This is a genomic window from Sphaerochaeta sp., from assembly GCF_050178175.1.
GTDB lineage: Bacteria > Spirochaetota > Spirochaetia > Sphaerochaetales > Sphaerochaetaceae > Sphaerochaeta.
Genome location: NZ_JBFXGH010000039.1, coordinates 1 through 18159, shown reverse-complemented (window position 1 = coordinate 18159; position 18159 = coordinate 1). Strand labels below are relative to the sequence as shown.

Annotated in this window: 15 protein-coding genes; 12 read left to right on the top strand and 3 right to left on the bottom strand. The window is 49.5% G+C overall.

Features of this window, described 5'->3' with window-relative positions; genetic code table 11:
• The 12 genes from AB7S66_RS06220 to guaA all read left to right on the top strand — a co-directional run.
• A partial coding sequence (locus AB7S66_RS06220; protein WP_428518592.1) for a GTPase occupies window positions 1–553 on the top strand: 553 nt, incomplete at its 5' end.
• Window positions 554–556: 3 nt separating this feature from the next.
• Complete coding sequence (gene mnmG, locus AB7S66_RS06215; protein ID WP_428518591.1) at window positions 557–2365, top strand: tRNA uridine-5-carboxymethylaminomethyl(34) synthesis enzyme MnmG; 1809 nt, start codon at window positions 557–559, stop codon at window positions 2363–2365.
• Window positions 2362–3021: a 16S rRNA (guanine(527)-N(7))-methyltransferase RsmG gene (gene rsmG / locus AB7S66_RS06210; RefSeq protein ID WP_428518590.1), complete on the top strand. Its 660-nt coding sequence runs from the start codon at window positions 2362–2364 to the stop codon at window positions 3019–3021. Before mnmG ends, rsmG begins: the two co-directional genes overlap by 4 nt.
• A 43-nt stretch (window positions 3022–3064) precedes the next feature.
• On the top strand, window positions 3065–5890 hold the full coding sequence (locus AB7S66_RS06205; protein ID WP_428518589.1) for a DNA translocase FtsK: 2826 nt from the start codon (window positions 3065–3067) through the stop codon (window positions 5888–5890).
• Between the two features lie 14 nt (window positions 5891–5904).
• Window positions 5905–6717, top strand: a complete 813-nt coding sequence (locus tag AB7S66_RS06200) for an aminotransferase class IV (protein ID WP_428518588.1) — start codon at window positions 5905–5907, stop codon at window positions 6715–6717.
• A 236-nt stretch (window positions 6718–6953) separates the two neighbouring features.
• Window positions 6954–8603 carry a DEAD/DEAH box helicase gene (locus AB7S66_RS06195; protein WP_428518587.1) on the top strand — a complete coding sequence of 550 codons (1650 nt, stop codon included), beginning with the start codon at window positions 6954–6956 and terminating at the stop codon, window positions 8601–8603.
• A gap of 1 nt (window position 8604) precedes the next feature.
• Window positions 8605–10323 (top strand): ABC transporter ATP-binding protein, encoded by a 1719-nt coding sequence (locus AB7S66_RS06190; protein ID WP_428518586.1) that lies wholly within the window; start codon window positions 8605–8607, stop codon window positions 10321–10323.
• A gap of 14 nt (window positions 10324–10337) precedes the next feature.
• Window positions 10338–11078 (top strand): lysophospholipid acyltransferase family protein, encoded by a 741-nt coding sequence (locus tag AB7S66_RS06185; protein WP_428518585.1) that lies wholly within the window; start codon window positions 10338–10340, stop codon window positions 11076–11078.
• Between the two features lie 8 nt (window positions 11079–11086).
• Window positions 11087–12511 (top strand): ATP-binding cassette domain-containing protein, encoded by a 1425-nt coding sequence (locus AB7S66_RS06180; RefSeq protein WP_428518584.1) that lies wholly within the window; start codon window positions 11087–11089, stop codon window positions 12509–12511.
• Entirely contained in the window at window positions 12508–13278 is a 771-nt protein-coding gene (locus AB7S66_RS06175) for an energy-coupling factor transporter transmembrane component T family protein (RefSeq protein ID WP_428518583.1), read from the top strand. Before AB7S66_RS06180 ends, AB7S66_RS06175 begins: the two co-directional genes overlap by 4 nt.
• 10 nt (window positions 13279–13288) lie before the next feature.
• Window positions 13289–13810, top strand: a complete 522-nt coding sequence (locus AB7S66_RS06170) for an ECF transporter S component (RefSeq protein WP_428518582.1) — start codon at window positions 13289–13291, stop codon at window positions 13808–13810.
• 56 nt (window positions 13811–13866) lie between these two features.
• Window positions 13867–15420, top strand: a complete 1554-nt coding sequence (gene guaA / locus AB7S66_RS06165; RefSeq protein WP_428518581.1) for a glutamine-hydrolyzing GMP synthase — start codon at window positions 13867–13869, stop codon at window positions 15418–15420.
• A 236-nt stretch (window positions 15421–15656) separates the two neighbouring features.
• Here the strand turns inward: guaA and AB7S66_RS06160 are convergent, their stop codons facing one another.
• From AB7S66_RS06160 to AB7S66_RS06150, 3 genes are all read right to left on the bottom strand, one after another.
• On the bottom strand, window positions 15657–16037 hold the full coding sequence (locus AB7S66_RS06160; RefSeq protein WP_428518580.1) for a YkvA family protein: 381 nt from the start codon (window positions 16035–16037) through the stop codon (window positions 15657–15659).
• Window positions 16038–16261: 224 nt separating this feature from the next.
• On the bottom strand, window positions 16262–17617 hold the full coding sequence (locus AB7S66_RS06155; RefSeq protein WP_428518579.1) for an MATE family efflux transporter: 1356 nt from the start codon (window positions 17615–17617) through the stop codon (window positions 16262–16264).
• A 63-nt stretch (window positions 17618–17680) separates the two neighbouring features.
• Window positions 17681–18159, bottom strand: a 479-nt coding sequence (locus tag AB7S66_RS06150; RefSeq protein WP_428518578.1) for an MFS transporter, incomplete at its 5' end; no start/stop codon positions are given.

Below are 18159 nucleotides of genomic sequence, written 5' to 3'. Positions count from 1 at the left end.
TATAGAAGCCGACCTATCGATCGAGGGTATCCCGATTCGTCTGTACGATACAGCGGGACTCAGGGAGAGCTCTGACAGTATTGAGAGTGAAGGCATTAGACGAACAGAACGCCTTATTGGTCAGGCCGACCTGGTGGTATTTCTTGTTGACAGCACCATGATGGGGCACGTACCAGAAGAGGATGAACGGACCTTGGTGGTCTACAACAAAAGTGATCTTGCAAAGCCACCTCAGGGGAAGTTGGCTATCAGTGCCCAAAGTGGGGAAGGAGTGGATCGTTTGCTCCATGAGATCTCCACGCGCCTGACCAGTGGATTCTCTGTCAGTGGTGATGAACTCCTGATCATTGAATCGGAGCGACAATACCAACTCTTGAATGCAAGCGAAGTGGCGCTTATTCGAGCGCTTGAACTGGTGGATGAGGATATCCCGTTGGATATAACCGCCGTAGAGCTGGGAGAGGCGTTGGACAATCTTGGGCAGTTGACCGGTGAGGTTACCCCCTCTGATATTCTTGAGACGATCTTCAGTGGATTTTGTGTAGGAAAATAATATATGGATTATGATGCAATCGTAGTGGGAGGAGGGCATGCCGGTATCGAGGCATCCTTGGCTCTCTCCAGAATAGGATACAGGACGCTCTTGGTCACACAGAACCTCGATGCAATCGGGCGTTTGTCGTGCAATCCGGCAATCGGTGGGCTCTCCAAGGGAAATATCGTCAGGGAAGTTGATGCCCTGGGTGGTGAGATGGCCCACCTGATAGACCACTCCATGATACAGTACCGCATACTCAACAGGAGACGCGGCCCTGCTGTACAGGCTCCCCGTGCCCAGGCTGACAAGTTCACCTACGCACGGCTCGCCAAGGAAACACTGGAGCGTGAACACAACCTTTCCTTGTTCATGGACACGGTTGTCGACCTCCAACTCGATGCAACCGGCAAGCGCATCGTGGGAGTAATCACCGAAAGGCGGCATACCATCTCTGCAAGGGTAGTCGTCCTTACCACAGGAACCTTCATGGAAGGAAGAATTTTCATAGGAGAGTATGATGCACCCAACGGTCGCTTGGATGAGCCGGCTGCCATTGGGTTGGGTACGAATCTCAGGAAAAAGGGTTTCCCGGTGGGGAGGTTGAAGACCGGCACCCCTGCCAGGGTACGTAAGTCCTCCCTGGATTTTGACAAGATGGAGTTGCAGGATGGGGAAGAGCCTATGATGCCCTTCAGTTTTGATTACGACAGCATCAAACGGCCCCAGGTTCCTTGCTACATCACCTGGACCAATGAGAAAACCCACACAATCATTAAGGATAATATCCATCGCTCTCCCCTCTATGGGGGAAAGATTGTTGGTACCGGACCTCGCTATTGTCCTTCCATTGAAGACAAGGTGGTACGATTCCCCGATCGTGACAGGCACCAGATCTTTGTGGAACCTGAGGGTATCGGGACAGAGGAGATGTATCTTAATGGTATCTCTTCCTCCCTTCCTGAAGATGTGCAGTGGGACTTTGTCCACAGTATTGCAGGCTTGGAGCATGCCCAGATCATGCGTCCAGCCTATGCTGTCGAATATGATTTCATCGATCCCCAAGCCCTGTTCCCTTCCTTGGAGAGCAAACTGGTTGAGAATCTGTTCATTGCAGGCCAGACAAATGGTACCAGTGGGTATGAGGAGGCTGCCTGCCAGGGATTGATGGCTGGAATCAATGCCGCGCAGAAGCTCAAGGGTGAGGAACCGCTGGTGCTCAGCCGTAATGAAGCCTACACTGGGGTCCTTATTGATGACCTGGTAACCATGGGGACCAAGGAACCCTACCGCATGTTTACCAGCAGAGCAGAATATCGGCTTAATCTTCGTCATGACAACTGCGACCAGCGCCTTACCGAGAAAGGGCTCCGTGTAGGTTTGCAGTCTGAGGAGAGCCTCTCCCGTCTTCAGCTGAAAATGGAGAAGATGGAAACGGTGAAGGATCTGCTCCGTCAACGGAAGATAGGCGAAAAGAGTGCGATACTGGCACTCAAGATGCCTGAAGTGACGATGGCCAGTCTCCAGGAAACGATCCCAGAACTCTCTGCCTTTGAGGAGCCGATTCGTTACCAGGTGGAACTGGATGTGAAATATGAAGGCTATATCAACCGCCAAGAGCGACAGATCAACCGATTTGAGAAACTGGAGGGTCTCCATATCAGTCAGGATTTCAATTATGATGCATTGGATGGCCTCAGTGCAGAGGGCAAGGAGAAGCTCAAAAGAGTGATGCCGATCTCAGTGGGACAGGCCTCCAGGATCAGCGGCGTACGTAATAGTGACATCGCCCTCTTGATCGTTCATCTGGATAGGGGGAGGAAACCGTGAGCGGTAAGTATGCTGCCTTGATACAAGAAGGGCTTGATGCCATGCAACTGGTATGGTCCGATGAACAGTTGCTCCAATTGCAGCGGTATATTGCAGAGGTGGAGCTTTTCAATCCAGTCTACAAGTTGGTTGGAGCTGAGGGAGAAGCGTTGGTCATCCGCCATATTTTCGATAGTCTGGCTGCAGTCTCTCCAATCAGGGAAATCGCAGGGCAGTATGAGAATCCCTGCTTTGCAGATCTTGGTTCGGGTGCGGGCCTGCCCGGGATTCCCCTGGCAATAGCTCTGGGAACTTATTCCTTCACCTTGGTGGAACGGATGGAGAGGAGAGTGAATTTTTTGCGAAACGCCCTTGTAGCGACCGGTCTCTCTGAACGGGTGCAGATTGTCTCCCAGGACTTGAAACAGGTACGCAGGAGGTTCGATGTGATTACCTTCCGGGCTTTCCGACCTTTGGTGGAAATCCTTGATCTTGTGGAGCCCATCCTCAATGCTGGTGGTGTAGTTTGTGCATACAAAGGCGTGCCAGGCCAGGTTGAAACTGAGCTGGGCCAAGTTGCATCTCAATGTAGAAGTAGGTGGAGTGCACAGTTTATCCCTCTCACGGTTCCCCGATTGGATGCAAATCGCACGCTTTGCGTTCTCACAAAGATTTGATACCATTTGAAGGCAAGGGTGTTTACCTGGAAAGGAGCGAGTTGTGAAGGAAGGTAGAGGGACAGGTTCTCTTGTTGCAGGGGTGGTTTGCCTCTTGTTGACGCTATTGGTAGGTGCGTTGGAAGTTTTGCCGCATCTCGGAATTGAACTCAGCGTAGTTACCTGGGCAAGCTCCCTGCTTGATCGTTTCTTCTCCTTTACCGTTTCCCCAGCACCCTTTTCTCTGATCCCACTTGCTGTACTGCTTGCTCTCTGGACAATCATGATTTTTACCTTCAGAGTCAAAAATCGCTTTCTCTATGTGTTGATCCCTCTTACCGGAATCATGGCCTATACACTCTATTCCCTCAGCCATCTTATGCAGGGAAGTACTCGCCCTATCCTCATACGAACCATACCCGAAGATCTGCGTAGCGCATCATTCCGTGTGATACTTATCTTCTTTGCCGAAATGGCACTCTTTGTCATTCTCACCTTAATCGGGGATGGTATGAAACGGTACACGGTAGCCAAGGCGGATATGGGCAAGGGCAAGAAAGAGAAACATGATGACAAGAAGGGACGAAGTCCCAAAAATCAGGAACTCCCTGAGGACGAAGAGGAAACCATTACCCTCAGCAAGAAACCCATAGAAGCCGAAGAGGATCTTGAAGGGGTAAGTTTTGCAGATCACCAGGTTGTTTTTCCCCCTATTGCCGAGGTTCCTTCCTTGGGGAGTCTGTCTAAAAAGCGTACCCCGAGTGACCGAAAAACACCGCAGGAAGATACAATCGCGGTGAAGGAGATGCAGGTGGGAAAGGTGAGCATTGGAGCGCTGCATACCCTTGGAGAAGAGCGAAAACGAAATAATGGGTTAACTTACCTGGAGAGAAAACAGAAAGAACTGGAAGCCCGGAAAAAAGAGGCTGAAGCACATCCACTGCAAAAAAAAGACGAAAAACCGAATAAAGAGCCTGTTCAACTCTCTGGGTTCCTGCAGGGTGCTTTGGAAGCGGTAGGGAAGGCACCCAGAAAGAACAATGCACGAAGGAATGAACCCCAGGGCCGGGTAAAGAGCATGCTTGCTCAAGCCGTGGAGGAGCAACAAGGAAAGAAGGAAGATCCTCCTACCACACCCTCTCAGCATATGAATATCAGGGAGCGTATTCTCTCAGTCCGGTATGAACCAAGAGAAAAGGAGGATCGCCCAACCAATCGGGAAGTGGATGATTCCTTCTTCCGCCCCAATCAACCAAAGACAGGATCGCCACTTCCTACCACTCCAGAACCTGAGATGACACCAGAACCTGGTTTTGCGCCCAAGAGTACTGCCCAGCCGATCAGTGGTGGTGAACTGGTAGGAGAAACAGTCAAGACAGAGCGCAATGAGCATGAAGAGGATCCTCTGGAGAGTGCCAGCGGGGTGGGTGGTCTCTCTTCCAGAAGTGAGGGAAGTGCCCTGATCAACCGAAAGCGCATCACGTATCAGTATCCTGATGAATCCATCCTGGTTACCTATCCACAGATTGGTGATGTGGTCGATGAACAGACGGTCAACCAAGGAAAGCTCCTGGTTGCAACACTTGAACAGTTCAATGTAAATGCAGAATTGACCAATATTGTACGTGGTCCCACGGTCACCATGTTTGAGTTGCTTCCTGCCCCTGGGGTGCGGGTGAATTCAATCGTGAACCTTTCTGACAACATTGCCCTCGCACTTGCTGCCACCCAGGTCCGTATCGTGGCACCCATTCCTGGGAAATCTGCTGTGGGTGTCGAGATCCCCAATATCAAGCGGGATATCATCGGTTTCCGTGAAATGCTCCCCTCGTTGACTGAATCATTGGGTATCCCCATGGTCTTGGGGCGCAGCCTGATGGGGGATCCCGTGGTTGTTGATGTGGTCAAGGCACCACATCTCCTGATCGCCGGTAGTACCGGAAGTGGGAAGAGTGTCTGTGTGAATTCCCTGATATGTTCGGTTCTATTCAAGCGGAGTCCAAAGCAGGTAAGGATGATCCTGGTCGATCCAAAAATTGTAGAGTTGAATATCTATAATGGGATTCCCCACCTGCTCACTCCCGTCATCACTGATGCGAAAAAGACCCTGAAGGCACTTGATTTCTGTCTCTATGAGATGGATAGGCGGTACAAACTGCTGCAAGCATTAAGTGTCAGGAATATCATCGGATACAATGAGAAGATAGAGACGAGCCGTCTTGCACGAGAGAAGCTTCCCTATATCCTGGTGGTTATCGATGAATTTGCAGATTTGATGCATCTTGTCGGCAAGGATATGGAGAGCAAGGTCAGTCGTCTTGCTGCCATGAGCCGGGCGGTGGGTATCCACTTGGTCCTGGCTACCCAGCGCCCTTCTGTTGATGTCATCACCGGCGTGATCAAGAACAATATTCCAACCCGTATTGCCTTTGCTGTTACCAGCTCAACCGATAGCCGAATCATCCTGGATGAACCTGGGGCAGACAAGCTGCTAGGAAAGGGTGATATGCTCTATATGTCCAGCAGCAGCCCTGCAACCGAACGGATACAGGGCTCCTTCCTCAGTGACAATGAAGTGGAACAGGTGGTCGCGTTTGTAAGCTCGCAAGGTGAACCTGAATATATCGATGAGTCATTCTTCGAGGACGATGAGCAAAAGGCAAGTGAGAGCAGTGATGATGATGGTGCCGATTCAAACGATGATGAGGAGTTGATGGAGAGAGCCCTCGCGATTGTTGTTGAACGCAAGTGTGCTTCAGCCTCCTATCTGCAGAGACGTCTGAAGATAGGGTACAACCGCGCTGCCCGTATGGTTGAACAGATGGAAGAGCTGGGCTATGTTGGCCCACCCAATGGGAGCAAACCCCGTGAATTGATCAAGTACCCCTAGGAGAAGAGAACCAAATGGTTGGAGAACATGCCGTTTACAACGGAAAAATCATATTGCAGAGTGAGGCAGTAGTACCGGTAACCCAAAGAGAAATCCAGTCAGGGTTTTATGTGTATGAGTCCCTCAGGGTCATCCAGGCACACCCTGTCCATCTGGGGGACCACCTCCTGAGGCTTGAGAACTCTGCAAATCTTATACATCTTGACTATCCGTTCAGTCGGGAAGAGATCGGCACCTGGGTACATGCCCTGATCGAGGTGGATCTGGTTGAGAAAGCATCGCTGAGAATCCAGATCTATGGAGGCAAGCAACCACACCTGTTCATCACCACGAGTGAGATACTGACCTATCCAGAATCCTTCTATACAGGAGGGGTGAAATCACTTACGTATGAAGGGGAGAGACTGTTTCCTGGCGCAAAGACGGGGAATCTTCTCTTGAACTATCTTGCCCTGGAAGAAGCCAGGAGACAGGGATGTTTCGAAGCACTCCTGGTTGACGATGAACAGAAAATCCTGGAGGGGACACGTTCCAACTTCTTTGCAATCAAGGATGGGCAGCTTTTCACCGCACCAGATGAGAAGGTATTGCTGGGTATCACCCGGGATCGGGTTATCAAGGCAGCAAAGCTGTTGGGTTTGCAGATACGCTACGAAGCACCTTCTGTGAAAAAAGTGGTTGGTGGTTTCTATGATGAGCTGTTCATCTCCGCGACCAGCATGGCTGCAATGCCTATTTCATACGTCAATGGAAACATGGTGGGAAAGACTTATACTGTAACCCTTGAGATCAGTAGTCTTGTCAGGCAGTGGGAACTGGAGGATTGACCGTTTTCCTCCTTTCCGGAGGGAAGAATTCCAGGTATAGGCTGTTGGTATCAGATGGAAACCAAGAAAGCACAATCCACTATTGGTTGTGATCTTTCATCATGAATATGCTGTTCACTTTTTCTAGAGGTGGACAAGGCTTTTAATTTCCTCTATCTTACTGTTATAAGGTTTAAAAAAAGAACCTCTCTTATTGCAAATACTGCAATTACATATAAAGGCGAAATATAGAACGAATGAAATTTACCGAATTACCCTTAAGTGAGCAAGTGCTCAAAGGCATCGAGACTGCGGGCTTTCGTGACTGTACCAACGTACAGGAAAAAGTACTCCCCATAAGCCTCTCTCGTCGTGATGTCATGGTCCAGTCAATGACTGGAAGCGGAAAAACCGCAGTGTATGTGTTGACGATCCTTGAATCGTTTGTCCAGGCCATAAAGGCTGGAAAGGGCAAACCCAAGGCATTGATTGTTGCTCCAACCCGTGAATTGGCTGTTCAGATTGAGGAAGATACCATCCGCCTGGGATCTGGTATCGAAGACCTCACCATCGGAAGTTTTTTTGGAGGTGTAGGATACGGGAAGCAGGATGAAATCCTGGAGAAGGGGTGTGATATCTTTGTCTGTACCCCCGGCCGAATTCTTGACTACCAGAAGATGCATAAGATCGACTTCAGAGAATTTGACATCTTTGTCGTTGATGAGGCAGACCGGATGTTTGATATGGGTTTCTATCCCGATATCCAGAAGATGTTCAGCTTGCTTCGTGATTGCACAGAACGACAGACCATGTTGTTCTCAGCAACGCTCAGTACAAAGGTCCGCAACCTTGCCTGGTCGTTCATGAATGAACCAGCTGAGATTGAGGTTAATCCTGAGGAAATCACCGTCAAGGCAATCACCCAGGAGTTGTTCCATGTTGCGAAGGATGAGAAATTCTCCCTCTTTTTGCAACTCCTGAAAAAAGAGAATCCAGAAAACTGTCTGGTATTCACCAACACCAAGGCACGATGCATTGAGGTCTCCAAGAGGCTCTCCCTGAACGGATACCCGACCAAGTACCTGATGGGAGACCTTCCACAATCAAAGCGGTTGCAGACAATCGACCGCATGAAGGAAGGCAAGATTAGATTTCTTGTGGCAACTGATGTTGCAGCCCGCGGGTTGCAGATTGATGACTTGGAACTGGTAGTCAACTACGACATCCCTGATGATTTTGAGAACTACGTCCACCGTATCGGCCGTACAGCCCGTGCCGGCAAGAGTGGAAAATCCATTACTTTCGCAGATGAAGAGTATGTATTCAATTTGGAAGCAGTAGAGAACTTCATACAGATGAAAATCCCGGTAATCTGGCCTGAAGAGGGCGACCTTGAGCCTGTCGAGGACAAGAGTGCCTCATACTCCTTCAGGGACTTGGTAAGGGATGACGAGTATGGTGGGCGTCCGGGTCGCGGACCTGGAAGTGGGGCAAAACCTTCCCGTGGTGGGTCCAGACCCCCTAGAAGAGGGAAACCACAATCATCTGGCCGTCCAAAGCGTGCAAAAGACGAGCGAGACAACAAGCCCAGAAGCCCAAGACCTGAAAGACGGGAGAGGGCACAGGAGCCTCAAAGACGTCATCGTTCAGGTTCCAAGAGCTACGCAGAGATCCAGAATCTTTCGCTTGAGGAGCGATTGTCCTACTACAAGCAGCAGTACAAGAGTGAAGGTGGCCAGATCCCGGAAGGATCCCCTGGGGCCAAAAAGAGCCAGCCTCCTGTAAGGAGGGAGCGTCCTGTAAGAAAAGACCCCACCCCCAAGCCGACTGTTGTCCAGAAGCAGGAGACCCCCCAACCGAAGAAGAAACAGAATTTCTTCACCCGGTTGTTCAGGAGAAACAAGTAGCATGCTCAAACGGTTCATCGCCTACTATCGTCCATACAAGGGATTGTTTTTCCTTGATATGGGGGTGGCAATTTTTGCTTCAATCCTTTCGATTCTATTTCCTACCTTGACCAGGCAACTGCTCAGGGTGGAGATTCCTAACCAGAATCTGAAGAATATGGTCATCATTTTTGGCTTCATGCTTCTCATCTACATACTGCAGGCAATCTGTCAGTATATACGGGTAACCTGGGGGCATATCCTTGGGGTGAAGATGGAGACCGATATGCGAAGCGAGTTGTTCGGTCACTTGCAAAAACTCTCCTTCGGGTTCTTTGACAGGACCAAGACCGGGCATATGATGAGTCGTATTACCAATGATTTGTTCCAGATCACCGAGATGGCTCACCATGCTCCCGAGGATTTGATCATCAGTGTTGCTACCATTCTGGGTTCTTACATCCTTATGTTCAGCTACAGTGTTCCGCTTGCCCTGGTTTCCCTCATACCCCTGCCGATCATGGTGTTCTACGGGATGTATTATGGAATACGCATGAAGGCAACCTTCCGCCGTGTACGGCGAACCGTTGCTGACGTGAACAGCAATGTAGAAAACTCCTTGATGGGAATCAGAGAGGTCAAATCATATGGCCGTGAGTCCTACCAAGAAGCCAAGTTCAACCACGTCAATGATATCCTGCGTGACAGCAAGATGGAACAGTACAAGGTGATGGGAAGTTATCACTCCATCTTGGGGTTCTTCCGGGAGCTCTACTACTTCTGTACCATCGCCGGTGGAACGTTGCTGATATTCATGGGAAAGGTTCAGTCCTATGATTTGGTCACCTTCATCCTCTATGTTGGTGTGGTGCTCCCTCCCATTGACCGCCTGATCAACTTCACTGAGCAACTGCAGCAAGGCATGGCAAGCTTTGAGCGATTCACCCAGGTAATGGATGAGCACCCGGACATCCAGGATGTGAAGGATGCAAAGAGCCTGAAAATCCTGAAGGGTACGGTCAGGTTCGACCATGTCTCATTCTCCTATGAAAACTCTTCAGAGGTGATCCTCAAGGATGTGGATATCACGGTTCCCGGCGGTTCTACCTATGCATTGGTAGGCGAATCAGGAGCTGGGAAAAGTACCTTTGCCAGCTTGATACCCCGCTTCTATGAGCCCAGTGAAGGCAAGGTGATGATTGATGGGCAAGATATTCGGGAACTGACCCAGCACTCACTCAGGCAGAATATAGGGTTTGTCCAGCAGAATGTTTTCCTCTTCGATGACACAATTCGGGAGAACTTGAAGTACGGAAAGGTTGATGCAACCGATGAGCAGCTCTGGCTTGCGCTGGATGCAGCAAACCTGGGAGATTTTGTCCGTTCACTTCCACTTGGACTCGATACCCAGGTAGGGGAGAGGGGTACGTTGCTCTCAGGTGGGCAGAAACAACGAATTTCCATTGCACGGGTATTCCTGAAAAATCCTCAGATTCTCATATTTGATGAGGCAACCAGCAGCTTGGATACAGAAAGCGAAGAGCTGATCAATGAAGCCTTCCACCGACTGTCCAAGGGTCGTACAGCTATTGTCATCGCCCATCGTCTGACCACCGTCAAACATGCAGATTGCATCTTGGTCCTTGATGGGGGTAGACTGGTAGAGTCTGGAACCCATGAGGAGTTGCTTGAAGCTGATGGCCAGTATGCAAGACTCTACAAGACACAGGACTTTTCTTAGCAGGAGGGGTATGCATGAAGAAGATACGCATAGCATTTGCAGGATTGTTTGTGATCCCAATTATAACGCTTTCCCTTGTGTATGCATTTCCTCTTGGGTACCTGTTACGTCTCCTTGGCTTCAGAAAAGCAGGCGATCGATATTTACGTGCTTGTGGGCACTTTATTGGCAGTTCCATCATTTTCTTTTTAGGGATCAAGGTCCATGTTGATGGAAAGGAAAATCTTCCACCGCAGCAGTCAGTATGCTACATGGCAAACCATCAGAGCATGCTCGACATAGCTGCCATTGTAGGGCCGGTCAATCTTTGGGCATCCGTCATGGCAAAGGCAGAAGTTAGGCGGATTCCTGTCATCAATCTCTGGTGTTATGCTTTGGACTGTGTTTTTATCAACCGAATCAGTCCTCATGATGCCATCAATGCTATTCGCAGTGGTGTAGAACTTCTCAAGAGTGGGAAAAGTATGTTGATCTTCCCTGAGGGAACAAGAAGCAAGAGTGGGAGCATCGGAGAAATGAAAAAAGGGAGTCTGAAACTCGCGACCCGCTCAAAATCGGTCATCGTGCCCATGACCATCAAGGGGTTGCGTGCTGGTTTGGAACAGTTGCATGGCTTTAGGCGTGTTCACGCTTATGTCTCCATTGGAAAGCCAATCTACACTGACAAGCTGAGCGCTGAAGAGCTTGCTACGCTTCATGAAACGGTCTATGGGGCCATCGCCAAACGGTTTGACGAACTTCCCGGCCAAGTCTAAGGGTGACCATGATCAACGCACTCTCCATAGAGCACCTCTCTTTCACCTACAAGTCATGGACAGGAAAACAGAATGAGCCACTCTTTCGTGGGCTCTCCCTGCAGATTCCCTCGGGAAGCAAGACCCTCTTGCTTGCTCCCTTCAACAGGGGGAAGACTACGCTCGCCAAGATCATTTGTGGGGTCTGCCCCAAATATTTTCCAGGAGAAATGAATGGTGAGATACGTCTCTATGGAAAATCACTTGGGGATTTGGATCCCTGGGATCTCCTGCCAGTGTGCACCTATGTCTCCCAGAACCCCCAAGAGCAGTTTGTAGCTACCTCAGTCGAGGAAGAAATTGCATTTCCCCTTGAGTCGATGGGCATGGATAGAGCAACCATGAAGGTGCGAATTGAGGAAGCAATCACACACTGGGGACTTCAGGATTTAAGAACCAGTAGTGAACAGGAACTCAGTGGAGGAGAACGCAAACGGGTGCTCCTTGCCACGATGCAGGCTATTGATGCTTCCTTCTGGTTGCTGGATGAAGCCTTCGATGATCTGGACCAACATTGGAGAGACCAGCTTAAGGACTTGATAGCAACGAGCAACAAGACGGTGCTGGTGCTTGCGAGCCGGTATCTTGGTGAGTTCGATGACCTTTATGACCAGGTTCTCTTGCTCGATGAGGGAGTCATTGTAAAAGGTGAAACAAACTCCTTGCTTCCTCGCTTTGCGTACCTCTGTGGTGATGACCTTCCCAGCCCATTGGAAAGGGACCCTGTATTGCCTTCTCAAAGACGAATACTCTCTTGTCTGTCTCTCCAGGCCGAGCGGAGCAGGGTGAGTACTGCCGAAAGTAAACATTTTACGTTGGAAGTACCCCAATTCCAACTGCAAAGTGGAGAGTTGGTAACCCTTGTTGGCCCAAACGGTAGCGGCAAGAGTTCCTTCAGTCGCTTGCTCTGTGGCTTGGATACTCCCCTATCCGGGCAGATTGCCATTGACGGAAAACCATATGAGGGGAAACAGCTCTCCAAACGGGTAGGCTACTTATTCCAGAGTCCTGACCTGCAAATCTTCCTTCCTACGGTTGCAGAAGAGCTTTCCTGGTCTCTGAAACGTCGCTCCGATCTGTCCAGAAAGGAAGTAGGGAAGCAGGTAGCTGCTTGTGCTGAACTGTTCTCCCTCGACCTTGAGGATACCCCCACTACCATGAGCTATCCACTGCGTAAGGCACTCCAGGCAGCAGTGTACTATCTTCTTGACCGTCCCTTCTATATTTTAGATGAACTCGACAGTGCCTTGACTTATCAGAGTGCGCTTTCCATCATTGCCCACTTACGCCACAATGGGGCAGGAATCCTGCTCATCACTCATGACCGGCAATTTGCCGACAAGGTAGCTCAACGTTCCTATACGATTGGGGAGGGGAGGCTGAGCGCAGTATGACGACCAATACGTATATTGCAGGAACGGGTTGGCTCTACCGATTTGACCCACGTGCAAAACTCCTGTTGATGCTCCTGATGTGTATCTGGTTCTTTCTCCCTGTTTCCCTGCTGCATCTCTCCCTTGTGGTCGGCTTGGTTATTCTGTCAGGCTCTACCAATGCGGGTTGGCATCATGCATGGAGAACCTTTGTTTCCATTTCACCGATGCTGCTTTTTATGGTGCTTTTCATGCCATTCAATGTACGGGATGGATCTCCACTGTTGTCCATTGGTGGTTTTACCGTGATCACGGCTGAAGGTTTGGATCAAGCCTTGAGATTGATGAGCCGTTTTATCGGTATCACCTACGTGTGCACCCTGCTGTTTGCCACCACGGTTATGCATGAGGTTATGCTTGCCTTGAGGTGGTATCATCTTCCTTATAAAGCCAGTTTGGTGGTGACGCTTGCCTTCACCTATATCCCGTTTATCGCTGATGGTTTCAGCCAGATATCTGAGTCTCATCGCCTACGCGAAGCCGAGGATGAGAAAAAGAAGAAATTTGGCCAACGGCTCAAGGATCTGGTTCCGACCCTTACCAGTGCACTGGTGGTTGCGCTCAGATCCATCCCGAACCTTGCCATGAGTCTGGAGATGCGTGGGTTTGGGAGAGATGAGCGGCGTACCAGTTACCATAGCCTGGATGCATATCAACATGTATGTACCCATTTTCTTCTCTCGTGTATTATTCCAGTGGCATTTTGGTTTGCGAATATATTCTTTTAGGAGGCTGTGTATGCAGGGAAACAGGAATGCTTTGAAAGTTGCCATGGTGTCGGTACTGACTGCAGTGGTGGTGGTCTTTACGATGGTTGTGCGTATCCCAACCGCAAGAGGATACCTGAATCTATGTGATGTAGCTATCTGCTTCATCGCTTTTACCTTCGGTCCCTGGTCAGCGTTCATTGCAGCCGGGCTTGGGACGGCACTTGCTGATCTGATCAGCGGGTATGCCCAATGGGCTCCCATCAGCTTTGTTGTTCATGGAGTGGAGGGGCTTCTGGTTGCCTTGATCGTCCAGAAGAAGGGAGATGTTGCTGTATCCTTGGGAAGGAAAGCCCTTGCAGCCTTCGTCTGCATTGCAACAGTATCCCTTGGATATTTTGCACTGTCTGCTCTGTTTGTCAGCACAGTGAGTGTTGCTGCCGCTGAGATTCCTGGAAACATCGCACAGAGTGCAGTAGGTTTCGTGCTTGGCCTTGCGGTATCGGCGGCGGTGAAACGTGCGTATCCCCCGGTCAGTTCACTTGCTTGGTAGCCATTGGCGAAGCTTTTCGATATACTCCGAATATACCTGAACAGAGAGGAATGCACATGCAACAATTCCCCCATGACACCATCGTTGTGCTAGACTTTGGGGCTCAATACAGCCAGTTGATTGCACGTCGAGTACGTGATATGCACGTATATAGCCGGATTGTTCCCTATACCATCAAGGCAGCAGAACTTGCAGCCATGAAACCGAAAGGGATCATCTTCAGTGGAGGCCCTTCTTCAGTGCGCACTGAAGGGTCACCCAGACCAGATGAGGGGATCTATGACCTGGGCATTCCCATCCTGGGTATCTGCTATGGATTGCAGGTGATGAGCATCCAGAATGGGGGGACTGTTGAGCGCCCCCTGAAACGTGAGTACGGTTTCGCGGACCTTACCGTGCTTAAGAGGGAAGCTTCCCTGCTTAAGGGGATCAGCGATAACTCCCGCCTCTGGATGAGCCACGGTGATGCAGTTGCCTCACTTCCCGAGGGATTCATACAGACCGGCAGCACTTCCAGTTGTCCATTCACGGTCATTGAGAATGATGAAAAGAAATTCTATGGAGTGCAGTTCCATCCCGAGGTAGTGCATACGGTGGAAGGAAACCAATTTCTGCAGAACTTTGTCCTTGGTGTCTGTAAGGCGAACCAGGACTGGGATATGGGTTCCTTCATCAGCACAGCGGTACAGGAGATTCGTGAGAAAGTCGGAGATAAACAGGTACTCTGTGGCCTCTCCGGTGGGGTCGACTCTGCTGTTGCAGCGGTACTTATCCATAAGGCGATCGGCGACCAGTTGGTCTGTGTATTTGTAAACAACGGTCTCTTGCGCAAGGGAGAGGCGGACATGGTACTGAAACTGTTCAGGGATCACTATAATATCCGTCTTCAATATGCTGATGCTGAGGATGCATTCCTCTCTGCACTCAAGGGAGTCACTGAGCCTGAGGCAAAGCGGAAGATCATCGGTAAGATATTCATCGATACCTTCTATGATGAGGCGCGAAAGGCCGGTGATATCAGCTTCCTCGCCCAAGGAACGCTCTATCCAGATGTAATCGAGAGCAAGAGCCCTTCCGGTGGTCCTTCTGCAACCATCAAAAGCCACCATAACGTGGGAGGATTACCAGAAGATCTGAAATGGGACCTGCTCGAACCACTTCGTGAACTGTTCAAGGACGAGGTAAGGGCGTTGGGAAGAGAACTTGGTCTTCCAGAAGAGATGGTGAATCGTCATCCCTTCCCCGGTCCTGGTCTTGGGGTCAGGTGTGTAGGCGAGGTGACCAAGGAGCGCCTGGATACCCTGCGTGATGTTGATGCCATCTTCATCGAGGAGATTCGCAAAGCCAATCTGTATGATGATATCTGGCAGGCCTTGGCTTGTTTGCTTCCGGTCAAGAGCGTGGGAGTCCAAGGGGATGAACGCACTTACGAAGAGGTGTGCTCCCTGCGTGCCGTCACCAGTGAAGATGCCATGACTGCTGACTGGTTCCGCTTTCCTCCTGAAGTGCTCCAACACGCTTCAGCCAGGATCTGCAATGAGGTACAGGGAGTCAACCGAGTACTCTATGATATCACGAGCAAACCTCCTGGGACTATCGAGTGGGAGTAATCCCATAAGGGAATTTCAGTTCGTATAGTTCTTTATAAAAGAGAAAAAAGACTCCAAATGCCGGGGTCTTTTCTCTCTTCTATCGCCTTGTATAGTGTTAACTCTTGCATGCATAGTCAATGGAGAAGGATACGTACGAAGAAAAAATGCGGATTCCGCAAAAATTCTTCGAGTAATCAGGATCGCAATAGCTGAACATCAAGTAATATACTGATTATATGCTCACAAGGCCGACATCATTGTGTGAGCTTACGCACAATGAACCACAGAATCAGTATCCAAATGCCAATGAAGAGAATGGAAAAGCTCCAGTTCTTAGGCAACGAAATTGGCTTGCGCTCTGCTTGATCCTGGGCATCCTTGAACACTTCGTTGGGGATGCCCTTGATGGTCAGCACCAACAATGCGGGGAGAATGATCAGATCATCCAGATATCCAAGGACAGGAATGAAATCAGGAATGAGATCAATAGGACTGAGTGCGTAGAGTAGAACAAAACCAGCCAACACCTTCGGGAGTAAAGGCATCCTCTTGTCCTTTGATGCATAGTAGATTGCTGTCAACTGGCCTTTCAGCAATAATGCACGTTGCATTAAACTTGATTTGATCTGTTTCACAGGAATACTATAGGTTTTCCCTGATTCTGTTTCAATGTAATTGGAATCGAGTAATGATATCTTCCTGTGACACATCTTCCTTGAAAAGACTGAACATATAGTTGGTCTGAAATCTCGTAATGGTTTGAGTTCCCGATATTTCAATCCAGATCAACAGTATATCGATAGCGCATCTTCAGGATTGCATGCCTATCCCGGTTCACGTGAATCGGGAGGATGATCTCTTACGTAGTCATGGTCTTGATCTTCGTCTTGTAGATCTTCCAGAAGAAGTAGAGGGTCAAACTGAAGGATGCTATCTCGGCGATGAAGAATGAATACCACAGGGCATCGAGTCCTACAAATCTTCCCAGAAGGTAGGCTGCTGGAAGCAGGAATACCAGCTGTCGTGTTACCGAGTTGATCATAGACAGGTATCCATAGCCCATTCCCTGGAAGAGTGCAATCAGGACAATACTGACTCCTGCCAAAGTGAATCCCAGGCTGATACGTTGCATTGCAACTATGCCGATCTCCACCATCTCCGGTGTTGCGTTGAACCAGCTCAGCAATACATGGGGGAACAGGATAAATAGGGCTGTACCAATCCCCATGATGGTTACAGCAACGATCAAACCTACCTTGATGGTTGTTGTTATCCGTTTTGGTTTTCTTGCTCCATAGTTGTACCCGATCACTGGTATCATACCGGTGTTCAAGCCAAATACTGGCATGAATATGAACGATTGCAAGCGGAAGTAGATACCAAAAACCGCCACTGCCGCGGTGGAGAACCCTATAAGGATCTTGTTCAAGCTGGTAATAAGGATGGTCCCGATCGCTTGCATGATGATGGTGGGAATCCCTACTGCATAGATATCCTTGACGGTTTGCTTCTCGAGACGGAAGGAGGCTTTCTTCAGTACAATCTCCTTGTTTCTCCGTACATAGTATACAGCGAGAGCGGCAGAGACATGTTGGGCGAAGACCGTAGCAATGGCGGCTCCCATAATCCCCATCCTCGGCATGCCAAACAGGCCGAAGATCAGGATGGGGTCAAGGATGATGTTTACAATTGCCCCGGTACTCTGGATGATCATGGGGTGGAATGTATCACCTGTTCCCTGCAGGATCCTTTCACAGGTGATATCAATGAACAAGCCGAGTGAGAAGATCAGGCAGATGGAGATGTACTGGTTCCCCATGGCAATGAGCTCTGTATCATTGCTGAAGAACTCAACGAAGGTCTTGGAGAGAAACAGGCCTATAAGCGCAAAAAAACCCCAACTGATCACGGAGAGTGTGAGTCCATTCCCTGCAGCTTTTCGAGCAGCAGATATGTCCTTTGCCCCCAGTTTCCTGGAAAGCAGTGAGTTGACCCCCACAGAGGTCCCAACACTTACTGCGATAAGCAGGTTCTGCATAGGGAATGCAAGGGTAACAGCAGTCAGTGCTTGCTGACTGTAGTGAGAGACAAACATACTGTCTACAATATTATAGAGTGCTTGCACCAACATGCTGAGCATGATGGGAAAAGACATGGACAAAACGAGAGAGGGGATCGGTTTGACCCCCATTTTATTTTCTTGGACAAGTTGCATGGGTATTCCTTTCAGATTCTGTTACAGTCATACCATACCATACAAGCTTAGTAAAGCAGGTTGTCAGTTGATCTTCTTGAGGAATGCCTCCAACTCCTTCTTTCCCTTCTCCTCATCAACTAGCCTGAGCAGTATATACCCACCAATGAAGAGCAAGACCAGTGAAACAATTCCATTTCTCGAGTCTCCGGTAACCAATGTGACAACTCCCATGAGCAGTGGCCCGATGATTGCAGCAAATTTACCGAGCATATTGAAAAACCCAAAGAACTGGGCCGACCGTTGTTTCGGGATAAGGCGAGTATAGTATGACCTGCTGAGTGCCTGGATGCCTCCCTGGAACAGCCCGATACACACAGCAAGCAGATAGAAATGGAGAGGCTCACTCATGAAGTATCCAAGGATGGCGATGATTGCATAAGCGCCGATTGCAATCTCCAGGGCTTTGCGAACTCCCACTTTCTTCCCAAAGGCTGAGTAGGCAAGTGCAGAAGGGAATGCCACAAACTGTGTGATGAGCAGGGCAATGATCAATGATTCAC